The sequence below is a fragment of the Streptomyces monashensis genome (assembly GCF_001866665.1).
Taxonomy (GTDB): domain Bacteria; phylum Actinomycetota; class Actinomycetes; order Streptomycetales; family Streptomycetaceae; genus Streptomyces; species Streptomyces monashensis.
In genome coordinates, this window is record NZ_MLYO01000004.1 from 58,224 (window position 1) to 74,356 (window position 16,133).

13 protein-coding genes and 1 pseudogene are annotated in these 16,133 nt (G+C 67.1%); 4 read left to right on the forward strand and 10 right to left on the reverse strand.

The annotated features are described in order from the left end of the window. Position 1: 1 nt before the first annotated feature. The 4 genes and pseudogenes from BIV23_RS53040 to BIV23_RS00435 all read right to left on the reverse strand — a co-directional run bounded on the left by BIV23_RS53040 (position 2) and on the right by BIV23_RS00435 (position 7,396). Positions 2–4,693: a DUF6531 domain-containing protein gene (locus BIV23_RS53040; RefSeq protein ID WP_071378653.1), complete on the reverse strand. Its 4,692-nt coding sequence runs from the start codon at positions 4,691–4,693 to the stop codon at positions 2–4. A 597-nt stretch (positions 4,694–5,290) separates the two neighbouring features. Further along, the gene (locus tag BIV23_RS00430; RefSeq protein WP_245790256.1) at positions 5,291–5,596 is read right to left on the reverse strand and encodes a DUF4231 domain-containing protein; all 306 of its coding nucleotides are present in this window, start codon (positions 5,594–5,596) and stop codon (positions 5,291–5,293) included. Between the two features lie 4 nt (positions 5,597–5,600). Next, positions 5,601–6,599 (reverse strand): annotated as a pseudogene (locus tag BIV23_RS45370) (IS481 family transposase); the annotation flags it as partial. Further along, a complete protein-coding gene (locus BIV23_RS00435; RefSeq protein WP_071378654.1) occupies positions 6,599–7,396 on the reverse strand; it encodes an alpha/beta fold hydrolase in 798 nt (265 codons plus the stop codon). The gene BIV23_RS00435 and the pseudogene BIV23_RS45370, both read right to left, overlap by 1 nt. Before the next feature lie 36 nt (positions 7,397–7,432). Between BIV23_RS00435 and BIV23_RS00440 the strand changes: the two genes are divergently transcribed. Beyond that, positions 7,433–8,053, forward strand: coding sequence for a TetR/AcrR family transcriptional regulator (locus BIV23_RS00440; RefSeq protein WP_071378655.1), 621 nt, complete (start codon positions 7,433–7,435; stop codon positions 8,051–8,053). A gap of 293 nt (positions 8,054–8,346) precedes the next feature. Next, on the forward strand, positions 8,347–8,907 hold the full coding sequence (locus tag BIV23_RS00445) for a hypothetical protein (protein WP_245790259.1): 561 nt from the start codon (positions 8,347–8,349) through the stop codon (positions 8,905–8,907). 169 nt (positions 8,908–9,076) lie between these two features. On the opposite strand, the gene ligA is transcribed toward BIV23_RS00445, so the two are convergent. After that, entirely contained in the window at positions 9,077–11,152 is a 2,076-nt protein-coding gene (gene ligA / locus BIV23_RS00450; protein ID WP_071378656.1) for an NAD-dependent DNA ligase LigA, read from the reverse strand. A gap of 41 nt (positions 11,153–11,193) precedes the next feature. Between ligA and BIV23_RS00455 the strand changes: the two genes are divergently transcribed. Next, complete coding sequence (locus BIV23_RS00455) at positions 11,194–11,451, forward strand: hypothetical protein (RefSeq protein ID WP_071378657.1); 258 nt, start codon at positions 11,194–11,196, stop codon at positions 11,449–11,451. Here the strand turns inward: BIV23_RS00455 and BIV23_RS00460 are convergent. Together BIV23_RS00460 and BIV23_RS00465 are read right to left on the reverse strand one after the other, a co-directional pair. Next, positions 11,406–11,960: a hypothetical protein gene (locus BIV23_RS00460; RefSeq protein WP_071378658.1), complete on the reverse strand. Its 555-nt coding sequence runs from the start codon at positions 11,958–11,960 to the stop codon at positions 11,406–11,408. The two genes, BIV23_RS00455 and BIV23_RS00460, sit on opposite strands and share 46 nt — an antisense overlap. A gap of 79 nt (positions 11,961–12,039) precedes the next feature. Further along, positions 12,040–13,104 carry a NucA/NucB deoxyribonuclease domain-containing protein gene (locus BIV23_RS00465; RefSeq protein WP_071378659.1) on the reverse strand — a complete coding sequence of 355 codons (1,065 nt, stop codon included), beginning with the start codon at positions 13,102–13,104 and terminating at the stop codon, positions 12,040–12,042. 477 nt (positions 13,105–13,581) lie between these two features. Between BIV23_RS00465 and BIV23_RS00470 the strand changes: the two genes are divergently transcribed. Continuing rightward, complete coding sequence (locus tag BIV23_RS00470; RefSeq protein ID WP_071378660.1) at positions 13,582–14,259, forward strand: hypothetical protein; 678 nt, start codon at positions 13,582–13,584, stop codon at positions 14,257–14,259. A gap of 145 nt (positions 14,260–14,404) precedes the next feature. Here the strand turns inward: BIV23_RS00470 and BIV23_RS49455 are convergent, their stop codons facing one another. The 3 genes from BIV23_RS49455 to BIV23_RS00485 form a co-directional block, all read right to left on the reverse strand. After that, the gene (locus BIV23_RS49455) at positions 14,405–14,968 is read right to left on the reverse strand and encodes a hypothetical protein (protein ID WP_143079017.1); all 564 of its coding nucleotides are present in this window, start codon (positions 14,966–14,968) and stop codon (positions 14,405–14,407) included. An 89-nt stretch (positions 14,969–15,057) separates the two neighbouring features. Next, a complete protein-coding gene (locus tag BIV23_RS00480; RefSeq protein ID WP_071378662.1) occupies positions 15,058–15,369 on the reverse strand; it encodes a cold-shock protein in 312 nt (103 codons plus the stop codon). Between the two features lie 104 nt (positions 15,370–15,473). Next, positions 15,474–15,713 (reverse strand): hypothetical protein, encoded by a 240-nt coding sequence (locus BIV23_RS00485; protein WP_071378663.1) that lies wholly within the window; start codon positions 15,711–15,713, stop codon positions 15,474–15,476. Positions 15,714–16,133 lie beyond the last annotated feature (420 nt).

Genomic DNA, 16,133 nt, shown 5'->3' on the forward strand with positions numbered 1-16,133 from the left:
GTCATTTCAGGGTGTCGTAGTTTATCGTCCAGCCCTTCTTCGTCAGCATGGCCTGGAACTTCTTGTTGTTCTTCAGGCTGTCGACCATGTCCTTGATGTGGGTGTCGTACTTGTCACCGTGCAGGTCACGGATCTCGTCGATGTCCATCTTCATGGCCTGGTCCCACCGGCCGGCGTCGATCAGCTTGCGCTGTTTGGCGCGCCATTCCTCGCTCTCCTTGCTGGAGCCCGTGCTCGTCAGTTCGCGGTGGTCTGCGGCGTCCATGCGGATCGCGGGTCCCATGCCGGCGCCGCCGCTCTTGCTTGTCCGGAACCCGGGCATGTCCAGGTGGGCGTAGGACGCCTTGGCGGGGATGTGGTTGATTTCCTGGTCGACGGGGTTGATGCGTTTTTTGTCGTCGTCCAGGAGGTTCGCGGGTTTCAACCCGCTGTACCAGCCGCCGTTTTCCGTGCATCCCTTGGCGATCAGGCCTTCGGGGTCCATCCGGGTGTGCGGGTTGGTGACGTAGGCGACTGGGTTGGGCGCCGGCCCCAGGCCGAGTGGGTCGGGGCTTGCGTAGCGGGCGGTGTCGGGGTCGTAGTGGCGCTGGTAGTTGTAGTAGAGGCCGGTCTCGGCGTCGTCGTACTGGCCGGGCAGGCGCAGCGGGGTGTATACCGCGGCGTCCCGGTTCCAGCTCGTGGCGCCCCAGACGGTCGACCGGCCGCGCCAGGCGATCGCCCCGTGGTCGTCGACGAGTTCGCTGGGTGCGCCCACCAGGTCGGTGACGATCGCGAAGAAGCGTGCGTCGACCTCGTTCTGTGGCTCGTGTCCGGGGCTGGTGCGGCGTTCAAGCTGGGTCAGGGGGCGGTGGCCGTCGTAGTCCCAGGTGGTGGTGATGTGGTGGGCTGTGTCCGTCTGCTCGGCGAGCCGGGTGCCGTCCCAGGTGAAGTGGACGGACTGTACGGCGGTGCGCCCGTCGTCGGCCATGCGGTGTTTGGCCGTGCGGCGCCCCAGCGGGTCGTAGGAGTACGTCCACCGGGTGCCGTCGGGGGTGATGCAGGCGACGAGGCGGTCTTCCTCGTCCCAGGTGTAGTGCCAGGTGTCCGGCTTCTTCGACAGCCGTGTCTTTTGCCGCAGGGTGGTGCGTCCGGCGGCATCGTATTCGTAGCGGATCCGTCCGGCGGTCAGGACGCGGGTGCCTTCGTAGGTTCGGGCTCCGCGGCCTTCCGTGCGCGCGGCCTGGTCGGGCCACTGGGCGTTGGCTTCGTTGCCGGCGTTGTCGTATGAGTACGACTCCGTCCAGTTCTCGGCTGTGACGTGCAGGGGGCGGCCGACGGGGTCGAGGTCGAAGATGCGGCTTGTGCCGCTCTGCTCGTCAAAGATCCGTTCCAGGCAGCCGTCGGCCCGGTAGTCGTACGCCCGGGCGCGCAGAGTCGTGCCGCCGGCTGTCAGTCGCTGTGAGGTCAGCCGGCCGTTGTCGTTCCATTGCGAGGTGAGGGTGACCGGTGCCTCGGCGGGGCCGAAGCTGCGGGTCAGTTCCTTGCCCCAGGCGTCGTGGGTGAAGGTGAGGGCGTGGCCATGGCTGAGCAGAGCGGTGCGGTTGCCGACCGCGTCGTAGGTGGAGCGCGTCACGGCGCCGGTGGGCGTGGTGCGTGTGATGCGCCGTCCGGCGGCGTCGTAGGCGAAGCGGGTGGTGCGCCCGTCGACGGTCTCGGCGACGACCCGGCCGAGTATGTCGCGCTCCAGCGTCAGGGTGGAGGTGGGTGAGATCAGCGAGCTGACCCGGCCGGCGGCGTCGTAGGTGTAGCGGGTGCGCCGGCCGGCCGCGTCCTTCGCGATGAGGCGGCCCATCACGTCGTACTCGCTGGTGATCCGGGTACCGAGCGGCGTCGTGCGTGCGATGGGTCGGCCCATCGGGTCGCACTCGTATGTGACGGTCCGTCCGTCGAAGTCGGATTCGCCGGTCATGTTGCCGGCCGCGTCGTAGGTGTAATTCCAGCTCATCCCTTGCGGGTTGAGGACTTTCGTCAGGCGTAGTTCGGTGTCGTAGGCGAACGAGTATCGGGCGCCGTCCGCGCCGGTGCGGGCGGCCAGCAGGTCGAAGTGCGTGTACTCGAAGCGGGTTACGGCGCCGCTGGGGCCGGTGTGGGATGTGCAGTTGCCCTCGGCGTCCCAGGTCCAGCGTTCCTCGGACCCGTCGGGGGCCACGCGGCGGGCGAGCCAGCCCTGGGGCAGCCACTCCAGGAGGGTGGTGGCGCCGCCGGGGGCGGTGGCGCGCAGGGGCCGGCCGAAGGCGTCGCGTTCCACCGACGCGGTGTGGCCGTCGGCGTCGGTGCGGGTGAGTACGAGGCCTGCCGCATCGTGCGTGAGGTGTTCGGTCGCGCCGGCCGGATCGGTCCAGGTGAGCAGTGCGCCGCGTGCGTCGTAGGAGAAGTGGGTCTCGGTGCCGTCCGGTGCCGTGAGCCGGATGCGGTTGCCGCGCTCGTCGAAACTCTGGCGCCAGGTCGTGCCGTCGGCCTCCGTGACCTCTTTCGGGAGGTTGAGGTCGTTGTAGCGGGTCGTCGACTCGGTGCCGTCGGGGAACTGGATCCGTGTCAGATTGCCCCGCTCGTCCCAGGTGAAGCGGGCGGTGTTACCGAGCTGGTCGGTGCGCTCCAGCAGGTTGTCGTGGCGGTCCCACACGAAGTGGACGGTGTGGCCGAGCGGGTCGGTCTCGCAGACGGTCTGCCCGAGCGCGTTGAGTCGGGTGACGGTGAGCGCGCCGGTCGAGTCGGTGAACCGGGTGACGCGCTCGGCGGTGTCGTACGCGAAGCGTGAGGACAGTGCCCCGTCCGGACCGATCGTCTCCACGACCCGGCCTGCCGCGTCGTATATGTACGTGTAGGTGTGATCGTTGCGGTCGGTCCACGACGTTATTCGGTGCTCGTCGTCGTAGGCGAAACGCAAGGGAACCGTGTCGGAGAAGGACGTGACCTCACTCAGGTTGCCGCCGTCGTAACCGAAGGAGGCGACCTTGACCGGGCCGTTCGGCGTGCGCAGTTCCAAGGATGTGACGCGGCCGCTCGCCCGGTCACAGGTTGTCCGCACGTCGTAGCTGCCGTGGTGGACGACGGCGCTGGGCAGGCCCTCGTCGTCGCGGACGATCTGTACCGTATTGCCGTTGCGGTCCTCGATCTCGCTGAGCCAGTACAGACTGCTGGAGGTGTAGGGGCTGCCGACGAAGCGGCGTATGTGGCCCGAGTACGGGTCGAGGGTGGCGTAGGTGACCTCACCCAGCGCGTTGCGATCGGCATAGGTGAGCGGAACGCGCTCGCCCTCGACCGGCTCGACCGGATCGTCCAAGGAGGCCGGCACCCGGGGGTAGACGAGAATCGAGCCGTCCTCGCGGGCCCAGATCGCACCGGCGCCCGTCAGTTCCAGGCGCTCGTCGAGCGTCGAGGCCCAGCTCGGCCCGAAGCAGTGTCCGTAGCGGTAACCGGATATGTGAGTGCGCCGCAGCAGCAAAGGCAGCAAGCCCGGCAGACCCAGGTCGCTCTGGGACAGCACCATCTCGCCACTCGCGACATCGACGGGGTCGGTCTTGCAACGGCGCCGGGTCAGGGCGACGGCCTTTCCCCGCGCATTGGCCAGGGCATCCTTGAGGGATCCGGGCAGACGCTTGACCAGGCCGTCCAGGCGGGTGCCCCCACCGTCACGGCCTCCGCCCTTCCTCCCCCCGTTGATGGCGTTGACCCGGTTGCGGACATCGAGGTCTATGCCCTTGTGCAGACGGGACGTGGCCTTCACCCGCTCCGGAATGGTCTCGGTGAGGTGCGTGGAGATCTTCTTCAGGGCCTTCTCCGAGCCCTTGATCGCACCGTGCAGTACGTCGTCGAAGACCCGTGTGAAGGGGTCGCGGCCCTTGCTGCGGCCGAACGCCCCCCTGACCCGCCCCAGAGGCGAGGACGCGGCGGCGTGCATCTCGCTGCCGTGCAGGGATACCCTGCCCGCGCCGTGCTCGAACTCAACGTGGTCGATCGTGGTAGTCCCGCCCGCGTCACTGCCCGAGACACCCGCACCGCCGGCCGAGGCGAGCTGCATCCCACCGTGCCCGCCCTTGCCGCCATGCCCGGCGCCACTGCCTACAGCGGGCGGCAGGGAGAAGGCACCCTTGGTCAGATCGAGGACCATGTCCTCAACCATCGCCTCCAGTTTGGCGTTGACCGGCTCGGTGACCTTCGCGATCACCTCATCGACGATCCGGCCCACCGCCTCGTCAAGGATCCGCTTGACCACCTGCCGCATCGCCGTGATCTCGGCCGCGCCAAGCACCGCCGACAGACCGCCGGTCACCCACGCGAGCCCGATGGACAGACCCGCGGAACCGGCCATGAGTGCCAGCTCGGCCTCCGCCTTCGTCTTCATCCAGAAGATGATCTCGGCGAGCACGTCGCACGCGTCCGCGAACAAGCGAGCCAGTTCGGGAAGTTTCTCCAGGTGACTGGCCTTGACCTGGTTCCAGTGCTTCTCCATCGCATCGACAGCCCAGCCCTGGGACGAGGACAGGATCCGGGACACAGCCTTGTGCGCATCCGCGCCATGCCCCTCGAACTTGTCCGCGAACTCCCTCATGGCGTCGGCCATTTCGCGGTAATCGTCCTCATCCACGTTCGGGAACCTGATCCCGATGAAGTCCAGGACCTCATCGAGCCAGCCCGGAATCGTGTAACCCATCCCCGTACCTCTCCCCGTGTTCACGCCGAGCCCACGGGCACACAGCCCCCGTGTTCGCGATCAAGAACCCTAGTAGATGGCAAAGACGTCAGGACACCGCAAAGCAAGCCAGCCCTCGGCACGACGGCCAGGTCCCGGGCCCACACCACGCATGTCGACCGACGGGCGCCTGTACCCGAAGGTGCGTTCCCGCGCTACATCACGAACTGTGCGCTCGGCGAACAGGACGGGCGGCGCACGGATTGACGGTGTGACCGAAGGAGGCACACACCCCGGACGTCGTGGTGCACTCGGCTGAGGTCACCGGCTGTGGTGGCATTCGGCCTCGGCGTTGACGAGTCCGGGAGCAGCTCGCGCTCGCCACTCAGCGCCTCGCCGGACAGGCTACCGGGGACTACTCCACGCTCACGGACTGCAACGCCGAGATCCGTGCACGGCTCGCCGCACATGCGGAGGAGGTAGTGAGCTGCGCGGGCCGGCAGTCCGTCGGCACCGGCGGCGGTATGGGTCATCTGCAGCGCGGCCGTTCGGTCAGGGTGCTGGCTCCGGCCGGCTCACCGTGTTCCGGAGGCGGCGGGAAGTGTGGGGTTGGCAGGTCTACCGAAGTTCTCGTCGCGTACCTGGGATACCGGGTGGGGTTTGAACGTCAGCGTTTACCTGGCCGCCCAGGGTCATGACGTTCAGGGTTGCAGAGTTATCGTTGGCGATCGCGCTCTCGACACGGGCGACCAAGGTCGTGAAGGCTTCGTTGTCCGAGAGCCCCGAGTAGGGCCCCACCTTGGTCTCGAAGTAGATCCGTTCATGGCCGAGGAGTTGTTCGGTCGATCGGTAGTTCTTCCACTGCTCGCGGTAGCGGTAGACGCTCTCCAGCGAGACAGAGCCGACAACGATCAGGCTCAGCACCGTTGTATGAGGCCAAGACGTTGGTTACGGTCTGGCCGACGGTTGCTGCGGGTGGTTGTCCGTCGAGGGCGGTGTGGGGTCGGTGGTAGTTGTAGTGGATGTTCCACACCGCCAGCGCCCGGGTGCGCTGTGTTTCGGAGGTCCAGGTGCGCGCGTACAGGAACTCTTCTGCCAGGATCCGGTTGTACCGTTCCACTTTCCCGTTGTGCCGGGGCGTGTACGGTCGGATCCGTTGGTGCCGTGAGCCGAGTAGGGCGCGGGTGAACGCGTCGGCGCGGTAGCAGGCGCCATTGTCGGTGACGAGCCGTTCGATGTGGGTGATGCCGTGTGCGGCAAACCACGCCCTGGCTCGGTGCAGGAACGCGATCGCCGTTGAGGCTTTCTCGTCCGGCAAGGGCTCGGTGTAGGCGAGGCGGGTGTGCCCGTCGATCGCGGAGTGTAGGTACACGTACCCTCCACGGCCGGTCTTCTTCTTGTTCCGGCTGACTGCCCGGGAGTGGTCGCTGTTTCGGCCGTGGGCTCGCCATCCACCGCCGTCAGGTATCCGTCCGACCTTCTTCACGTCGATGTGCACCATGTGTCCCGGCCGACGAGCGGTGATTGTGCGTGGTTTCCGAGTGGTGTGGCCGTCGGGATCGATGAATCGCCGTCTGCTCAGGCCGAGATGGGCGAGATGCCGGGTGACGGTACGCCGGCTCACGGCGTGCGCGGTTTGACTGAGCTCGAAGGCGATCCGCCCTGCGGACCACTTGTGGTTTCGGCGCATCTGCTCGATCCGCTCCACTACCTCGCCAGGTGTGGCTGTGGGTTGGCGGTGGGGTGTGGAGGACCGGTCGTGCAGGCCGAGCTCACCATGGCGACGGTACCGGTTGACCCACTTGGAGGCGCATGCCCTGGAGATGCCCATCTCCGCGGCAACGTGGGCGATCGGACGTGACTGGCATCGCTCAACCAGTCGCCTGCGGCCCTCAATGGAGAGCGGTGCGTTGGCATGGGTGCCCATTAGATGGCGGCGAGGGTGTTGAGCAGGTGGCCAAGCCCTGCCGGCGCCTGCATGTGGGCCAGGTGGCCCTGACCGGGGAGTTCGTGGACTCGGGCGTGAGCGACGTGCCGCCGCACGTTGTCGAACGACGTTCCGTAGGGGGCTGTTCCGCGGTTGCACTGGCCGATGATCAGGTCGACTTGATCTGCCTGTCGCGCCATCACATCCGGAGGTAGTGTCGCGTTGAGCGCGCCGAGCTCGGTGTGCAGCGGTCCGCTCAAGCGACGCAAGATCGCCCAACCGTCATGATCGGCCTGCAGATCCTCGACGTGCGCCGCGGAGAAGCCGGAGATCTGCCGATTGACGATCTCGACGCAGCGATCCCAGTCCGCCGTCTCCTCTGCCACCTTCAGGTCCGGCAATGCATGACGTCCGAATGGCCGCATCACCGGCTCGTAGGCGATAACCTGGTGAATCGGGCGCTCGTTGGCGGCTAGCACGGTGATCAAGCCGCCGTAACTCCAGCCGAAGAGCGCCCTCGTGCTGTCGAACTCGTCAAGGACCACGCAGAGGTCCTCAACCTCTGTCTGCAGTGAGTAGGAATTGGTCAACGGCCCCGAGGGGGCGCGGCCCCGACGGTTCACGACTACCACTGAGGGCCAGGCCGCGATGGACCCCGCAACATGGCGCCACGTGTACGCATCGCTCATCACGCCCGGGACGACGACGAGGCCCGGGGCATCCGGCTCCCCGTACACATCGACCGTGACCCAGCTGTCCCCGCTGACTGCAATCTTCTTCTGAATCGTTCGCTCCACAAATCTATTATGGAGCGAACGATCTACAATGCAAGCGTGACCGAACGCAACCGTGGACGCCCCCGAGCCTTCGACCGCGACCACGCAGTCCTCGAAGCTGCTCGCCTCTTCTGGCGACGCGGCTACTCCGGCACCTCGACCCGGACCCTGACCGCAGCCCTGGGGCTTTCCACCTCCAGCCTCTACGCCGCCTTCGGCAGCAAGGCCGGACTGTTCGAGGAAGCGGTACGGGCCTACGCCGAGCGATACCGCGAGATCTACCAACAGGCCGTTGCCGCGAAGGACATCCAGACCGTCATCGAACGCATCCTGACCGACTCGGTCCACGAGTTCACTCAGCCAAGCGACACGCACCCCGGATGTCTCATCAGCAGCGCCGTGATGACCGACACCACGAGCACGCTCGACACCAGCGCCTACATCGCCGAACTGCACAGCTCGAACGAGCAGGCCCTCCTCGCACGCATCGAGCGAGCGATCCAGGACCGGGAACTAACCGCGGGTACCAACGCGGCGGCCCTGACCGGCCTCATCCAATCCGTCTGGCACGGATTGTCAGTGCGGTCCAACGTCGACACGGCTCGTGAGGACCTGCTCGCGACGGCGCAACTTGCTCACCAGCTGATCTGCCAACAACTCACGTCACCAACGTCATGACCCGCAACACCAGTTTGGAAGATCGCGTATGCGGGTGGGGGCTGACTTGGCGAGACGCTGACGTGCGTGCTCTGGGTGCGATCACCGTGGTTCCCCGCTGTTCCCCGTTCGATACTGCTGGATCGGGCACATGAAGGGCACGCGTGGTTTTCTGCCACGCTGGTGGCTGTGGGGCGCTTCTCCCACCTGAGGCGCACCGTGAGGCTCCCACGTTTCACTCTTCCCGTCACTCCAGCTGACGATCGCTCATAAGATCGTTCAGCCATCTTGAGGAGTCGTGACTGGGGGACGGTTTGAGTACGGGCGAGCAGTTCGTGACGATAGGGGCCGTACTGCTTGGCGCGCTGTCCACCCACGTCACCAACCATCTGATGGAGCGGAGCAAGAACCGCTACCAACTCATGACCCGCTGGGACGACAAGAAGATCGAGGCGTACGCAGAGTACGTGGACGCAGCGAAGTTCAGGATCGCCGCGTCCGTTCGGGTCTACGAGACCAGAGAAGGGCTGCGTGAACATCACAAGCCCGAGGAAGAGCTTCGCGACGACCTATCGCAAGCCGGCCGACGATGGGGGTCTGCTTTCGAGCGGATCATGCTCCTCGGAGGTGACGATGCCATCGAGGCCAGCCATGAGCTGAACTTGGTGCTCGCCGAGATCGCTTGGCAGGCGACAGGAAGGATCACCGGGAGTCTCAGCGAATGGCGCGAACGGAACCGTACCGCGTTCCGAGCGATCAACGCCTTCCATGATGCGGCCCGGCAAGACCTGGGGATCCAGGGGAACGTCACCGGCGAGAAGCACCCAGAGCGGGACCTCCTGCTTCCACCCTCCCGCGACGCAGCGGAAAGGTGATCTTCCTCAACCCACCACTCACCCCAGCTCCCATCCCGCCCGCCGTCGACCCACACACCGTGGAGCAGGCGTGGTTCCTGGCGTCCAGGTGGAGCGCGCGCTGACGTAGCGGACGCCTCTTCGACCTGCGGGGCGTCCGCGGCGTCGGCCTTCGCGGGCCGGGGCGGTGTCAGGTGAGGTAGTCGGCGACGAGGGCGGCGAACTCGTCGGGTGTGGCGAGGCGGATGCCGAGGTCTTCGGCCTTGGCGCGCTTGGAGCCGGCGTTGTCGCCGGCGACGACCAGGGTGGTCTTCTTGGAGACGCTGGAGGAGGAGCGGCCGCCGGCCCGTTCGATGAGCTCGTTCATCTGGTTGCGGCTGAGCTGCTCCAGCGGCCCGGTCATCGCGCCGGTGACCACGACTGTCATCCCGGTGAGCGGACCGGCGGCCGGGACAGTGACGGTCCCGTTGTCCGCGACGGCCGACGGGGGAGTGGCGCCCGGCTCGGTCATGTTGACCCCGGCCGCGGCGAGTTTGTCGATGAGCGGGGTGATTTCGGCCAGTTCGGCGACGATGGAGGGTGCCTTCTCGGCGCCGATGCCTTCGACTTCCTGCAGAGCGTCGGCGTCGGCGGCACGGATGTTGTCCATGGTCGCGAAGTGCCGGGCGATCCGCCGGGACATGGAGCGGCCCGTCCCGCGGACGCCGAGTGCGCACAGCACCCGCGACAACGGCTGAGTCTTGGCCTGGGCCAGGGCGGCCAGCAGATTGTCGCTGCTCGTTTCAGCCATCCGCTCCAGCGAGAGCAGCTGGTCGCGGGTGAGGGCGAACAGGTCGGCGAGGTCGGTGACCAGGCCGGCCTCGACAAGCTGGATGACGCGGGTGGTGCCGAGGCCTTCGATGTCGAGCTGGTCGCGGCCGGCGGCGTAGGAGAGGGAGGCGACCAGGTGGCAGTTGCGGCCCTGCTCGCAGCGCCAGCGTTCCTCGCTGGTGTCGATGCCGGACCCGCAGCGCGGGCACACCTGCGGGAACTCGATGGGCTGCTCGGCGCCGGTGCGCAGGTGGGCGACGGGCGCCCCGATGCGTGGGATGACGTCGCCGGCGCGGTGGACCATGACGTGGTCGCCCAGACGCAGATCGCGGCGGGTGATGTCGGCCGGGTTGTGCAGCGTGGCGTAGGTGATGGTGGAGCCGTCGATCTCGACCGGTTCCAGGACGCCGCGCGGGGCGATGATTCCGGTGCGGCCCACGTTCCACTCCACTTCGAGCAGCCGGGTGATCTTCTCGACGGCGGGCAGCTTGTAGGCGATCGCCCAGCGCGGGGCCCGCGATCCGGATCCGGCGGCCTGCTGGTCGGCGGCGAGATCGGCCTTGATGACGATGCCGTCGATCCCGAACGGCAACTCGGCACGCAGGGCTGCGATCTCCCGCACCCGGGCCAGGACGCCCTCGGTGGTCGTGGCGGTGATGCCGGGCACGGCTGTGCTGGCGGTGGTGTTCACGCCGAGTTCGCCGGCCAGCGCCATGAGGTCACTGTGCGCGAGTTCGCCCAGCCGCGCGGCGAGCACGGGTTCGGTGTCGGCGAGGGGCAGCAGGCCGTAGCCGAAGAACGTCATCGGCACGGTGTAGAGGCGGTCCTTGGCGCGCAGGGTGCCCGCCGCGGCATTGCGCGGGGTGGCGAACGGCTGCCCGCCGTGTGCGGTACGCACAGCGTTGGCATGCTCGAACTGGGCGGTGGTCATCAGCACTTCGCCGCGTACTTCCACCGTGACCGGCTCGGCCAGTTCGTCCGGGAGGCCCTCTATGGTGCCGATCGCGTGGGACACGTCCTCGCCGGCGATCCCGTCGCCCCGGGTGATCAGCCGGGTCAGCCTGCCCTGGGTGTAGCGAGCGGCGATGGCCAGCCCGTCGAGCTTCGGCTCGACGCTGAAGCGTTCCGTCTCATGACCGATCCGGCGGGCCAAGGAGGCCGTCCAGGCGGCGAACTGCTCCGGCGAGAACACGTTGTCCAGGCTCAGCATCGCCACCGTGTGGGGCACATCGCCCTCGGCCGCTCCGCCGGCGACCTTCCCCGTCGGTGAGTCAGGCAGTACCTGGTCGGGATGATCGGCTTCCCAGGCGGTGATGCCCCGCACGAGCCGGTCATAGGCGTCGTCATCCGGGGTCGAGGTGCCGCCCGCGTAGTAGGCGGCCGCGGCCTTCACGGCATCCTCGACCGCCTGCGCGTAGGCGGCGGCATCCACGATCTGCACAACGGGTGTCGTCATGCCTGTCATCCTGCCTGCCACCACTGACAACGCCCCCACACGTGCATCCCGGCGAGGACTCGGTCGGCTGCGAGAAGATCTTCACCGGCGAGGCTCCGGAGATCGCCGTGAAGCGCATCGCCATCGTCCTGCTCGCCGCCTGCGTGGTCGTCGTCCTCGCGCTCCTGGCCGCCGCAGCCGCGGGCAGCAACTTGCCTCGTGACCACTCCGCTGGTTCACAAAACAGCCGACGTGCAGGGCCGGTCGATGCACATCACTGCCGCCAGGCGGCGGCGCTCTGGTCGAAGTCCTCCTTGTAGGTGCGGCGCTGGGTGAGGTCGGATTCGGTCAGTTGCGGGTGTACCGGCGGCTGCTGGGGGGCGGCCCAGAGTTGGATGAGATGGCGTTCGCCACGGTCGCCGACGCCTGGCTCGGGGTTAGGGGTGTGGCAGTACAGGCGCATCCGGATCCACGCCGGTACCTGGTCGGTGGGCAGCGTGAGCGGGCCGTCGTCGGGTTCGGCTTCTTCGAAGTCGCCGCTGCCGAGGATGTAGATGACAGGGGTGTCCTCGGTGGCGTGCAGGCTCATCTCTTCCGCAGGCCCCCAGGCCGGGTCGGTCTCGGATGGGGGCGGCTCGTCGTGCATCTGAACGGTGATGGTGATCGTGCCGGTATCGGTGTCGGTGAGGATGTGCGCCGTGTCGCTGCTGATGGGCCCGCACCGCCAGCCGTATGGCCACTGGGGCGGCCATTCGTAGTCCTCGCCGAAGGCGAGGAGGTAGCCGTACTCGCCGGTCTCCGGCGTCAGGGTGGTCTCAGCGATGATCACGGTGGTTTCCTCGCGCAAGGGGGGCACCCCTGGCTCGCGGGGTGCCCCATGGTGCCGTTCGGCCCAGCGTGCCAGACCGTCAGGCGACGACGTAGAACGGGTCGTTGTCCATGACGTGCATCGGCCGGCGCCAGTTCGTGATCCGGGCGCCCTGGGTGTTGTTCTCGTTCGGGCTCACCCACGTCGTCTCGCGCTGCGAAGCGGGCAGCTTCGTGCCGCCCTCGTAGGTGGAGGCGAACGGGTACTCGTCACAGTACGTGCGCCCCACCCGCTTCATGTCCGGCGGCGCGGTGCGGCCCCCGCATACCGCCCTGCGGTTGTCGTTCTTCTTCTTGGTGTTGATCATCCAGTGCAGCGGCTTGCCGCCGTTCGGGTCGCCGTAGTGGCCGCCGTGGGCACGGAGCGTGCGGATCCCGTCGTCGATCCACGGGATACCCACCATCGACACCGCGGTCGGCTGGTCGGTCATGGCGCAGCCGGAGGTGCCGTAGTAGTTGTCGCACCGCCAGGTCGCCGACTTGTAGCCGGTCGAGCCGGGAACGTATCCCGGTTTGGTGAAGCCGAAGGTGTACCTGGTCTGGGTCTTGCCGTTGATGCGGCCCTTGCGCATGGCCCCGGTGGTGTAGGTGACGCTGCCGCTGGAGGCCGCATCGAGCAGGTGCGGGCTGTAGTGCGTCTTCGCGCTGGTCCCGTTCCCGGCCGTAGCGGTGACGGTGACGGTGATGCCCTTGCCTTCGCCGGTGGTGCTGGCCTTGGAGAGCTGGAACTTCTCCCCCCAGTCCGCCGACTTCGAGTTCAGCGTCATCGAGTGCCGGGCAGTGAACGTGGCTGTGCCGACCTGTCGGGGCACGCCGTTGATGACGCGGATGACGTTGACGCGGAGGGTGACCCATTCACATTCGCTGAACCGGTTGATCGAGATCGTGTTGATCTTGCAGGTGGCGTTCGCCTTCGGCGTCACGGCCACCGCCCCCGCGGCGGTGGCCGGTGAGGCGGCCTGCACGGCCACCGGCGCGATGCCGGCCTGGAGCACCGCCGAGTCCGCAGGCTGCTCCACGGCCGCCTGCGAGGACGCGATGGCCGGGACAAGCAGTCCAGCCGCCAGGGCGGAGATGGTGAGACTTCTGGCGATCTGTCTTCTCAAGACGTCTCCCTGAGTCAGTGGCGCGCGGGATCACTGGCAACTGGCATGCCCACACACCGCGTTGGCCGAATCCAAGCACGGGCCCGTGGAAGACGGCATCCGTGTTATGACGGTCCAGGATTTGCTGTCCGGAGTTTCGGCCACACTGCCTCCGTGATCACCGACTGCACCAATGAAGTTGCTGCAGGTGAACGTCAGGCAGGTCACCGTGAGCGGCATGCACGTCTGTGCTCCTCGCGTCATGCGCCCGCGCGCACGCCCCCAACACACCCCTCGAACCGTCGCCAAGTCAGCCTGGCGCGCCCTGCTGGAAGGATGGCCGGGTTTCACCCAGCGCAGACCGAGATCGTGCCGGACGTCGCGCGACCGAGGCGATAGGCCTCCAGGCGTGCATCGGTGCGCCGGGGGCCGGGCGGTAGAAGATCGCTTGGTGCGGGGAGCATGTGCCCAGCCATCGCTCGCTCGTGAGGGGACCTCATGCATTCCATGCGCCGCGCCGTACCACCGGCGCTGCTCGCCTGCCTGCTGCTGGCGGGCTGCTCATCCGGTTCACACTCCGGCTCGGATAACCCTGGCAAGCACGCGACAGCGGCGGCCGGGCTGTCGGGCAGCGCGACCCCGGCGGGAGGGCCGGCACCGGGCATCGCGGTGGGTGCGGGGCCGCAGACGACATACACGGTGCAGCAGCAGCCGCCTGCGGGCAGCTGCCACTACCGGTATGAGAAGGGTGAGCCGCTGCCGGACCTGAAGTGCACGCCGGGCGCCATCTCGCCGGCGGTGACGCAGGCGAATCTGGCGTCGACGATCTGCCGCAAGGGCGGCTACACCAAGAGCATCCGCCCGCCGGCGTCGATCACCGGGAAGGAGAAGCGGCTGAACGCCGCCTCCTACGGCTACACCGGCAGTCTCGCGGATTCCGAGTACGACCACGACCTCAGTCTCGAGCTCGGCGGCGACCCGAACGACGCCCGCAACCTGTGGGTGGAGCCGCCCGACCCGGGCCACAAGCCGGGCTCCGGAGTGAACAACCTGAAGGACCCGGTGGAGACGAAACTGCACACCGCGGTCTGCTCGGGCAAGGTCACCCTCAAGGCGGCGCAGGAAGCGATCGCCTCCGACTGGACGACCGCGGAGAGTCGGCTCGGCATCAGCTGAGCCGCCAGACGCCGCCCGGACACCATTCCTCGCTGACGGTGTCCGGGCGACACGCGGGTACCTACGTTCCCTGTAAGGGGACGGCGCAGCGCGCGCGGCACCGATGGCCGGCGGTGGATCCGCGGGTCAAGAGTGGTTCAGCCTCTTAGGAGTCATAGGCAATCTTGAGGTCGCTGGCGTAGGGCGTGTCCTCGGCGCTGGTGCTTTGCTGCGCGGCCAGGGACGGCGGAGTGATCCCGTCGAACAGAGAGTAGTTGAAGGTGAAACCGAGGTTGGCCGTACCGGCCTTGTCGCCGACCTTGACGCGGAAGGTGCAGTTTCCGTACAGCGTGTAGTTCTTGTTGCGCCGGTTGTTGGGAACTGACGAATGCCAGAAATAGTTGACGGCGATGTCTTTGTGGTTGTCGGAGTAGGGCAGCTGCATGTGGCCGGCCTTGCATGTCATTCGGCCCGTGGCTATGGCCTGTACCGCCGGAGAGGTACGGAACGACCAGGCCATAGCAGCGGGTCGACCGACGGTCCCCGCCATGTTCACCTGGCCGGTGAAGGTGCCGTTAGTGTCCGTCTTCTTGTAGTACGGGGCCGAGACCTTGAATGTGAACCTGCCCTGCTGCGTCCCGGCGTGGGCGGGAACGGCACTCAGTGCGAGAACTGCGGCCACCGCAGCTGCGCCGACTGCAGCAACCTTCTTCTTGGATGTCGAAGACACGAGATTCCTGTCTAGAGCGCACAGCAGAAGAGACCATGCCACCGCTGTACGTGCCGATAGGAGAGATCCGGTCGGTGACCGATACTGCGTCAGGAATCGAACGTGATGTTCAGGCCGGATGAAAAGCCGGGCCCCTCGTCCCCGTTCGACGGGCGTTGCGCTCCGGTTTCAGGCCAGACGGACACGGCACGCCAGCAGTACTCATCCTGCTCAGCCTGCTCGGCCGAGAAAGTGACGGTCTGCCCAACAGCCAGCTCACGATAGCCCTCGGCCTGGATGACCGAATAGTGCGCCCACACCCTGTCCGGGAGGGCATCGGAAGCGAGAACTCCCCAGCCCTCCTCGCTGTGCCACTCAAGCACGCGGCCGGAAAACACCTCTGCAGACGTTGTGTCAGACATTTCCCGTTCCCCCTCGCAGCATCGGCAATTCGCCGTTCCGGCATGCGCTGTGGTCAGCAGCGCGCGACCGAACTCGGTGACATTAACAGATGTCCCCGAAGTGCTTAGAAGTCGGGTGGCCCAGAGGAATCACACCTTCGGACGCGCCACTCGGCGCCCCGGTGCGCGAAGCACCCCTTGGCGGGCAGCACGTACCGGCCGTGCTTCGAGTTCGCGTGCCCGGCAAGCGAGACGGGCAGCTTGATGCTGACCTCGACGTCCGGGGTGACGCGGATCGTCTCGTTGCCGTGGCGTTTGCCGAACTCGCCGTCAACGGTCAGGACTTTGAAGCTGACGTGGAGCAATGCCTAGGGTGCCGAGCAAACTCCGACGATCGCGGGCGACAACGCCGGTCAAGCGACTTTCCAGGCGCTGGGAGAAGGCCTCGGCAGGCACCTCGGAGAGGACGGCGCGGGCGGTCCACTTCACGGTGGGGTCTTTGCTGTCGAAGTCGCGGTGCAGACGCGACCAGAGTCCGAATCCGTGGCGGCGCATCCAGGAAGTCACCGGGCCAGTGTGCCGACCCGTCCCCTGGAAAGGAGCGCAGTTTCCCGAACCACCAGCAAGCTCCCGGACGACGCCGAGGGGAGGGGGAGCGGGTGCCGACGACCGAGGCGTACACGATTACGGGTACGTACCCGTACCCTGGAGAGGTGGAAAGGAGCCCGCTGATGTCTGACGCCAACGTCCGCATCCCCGAGGAGGCCAGGGACCGGCTCGCCGCT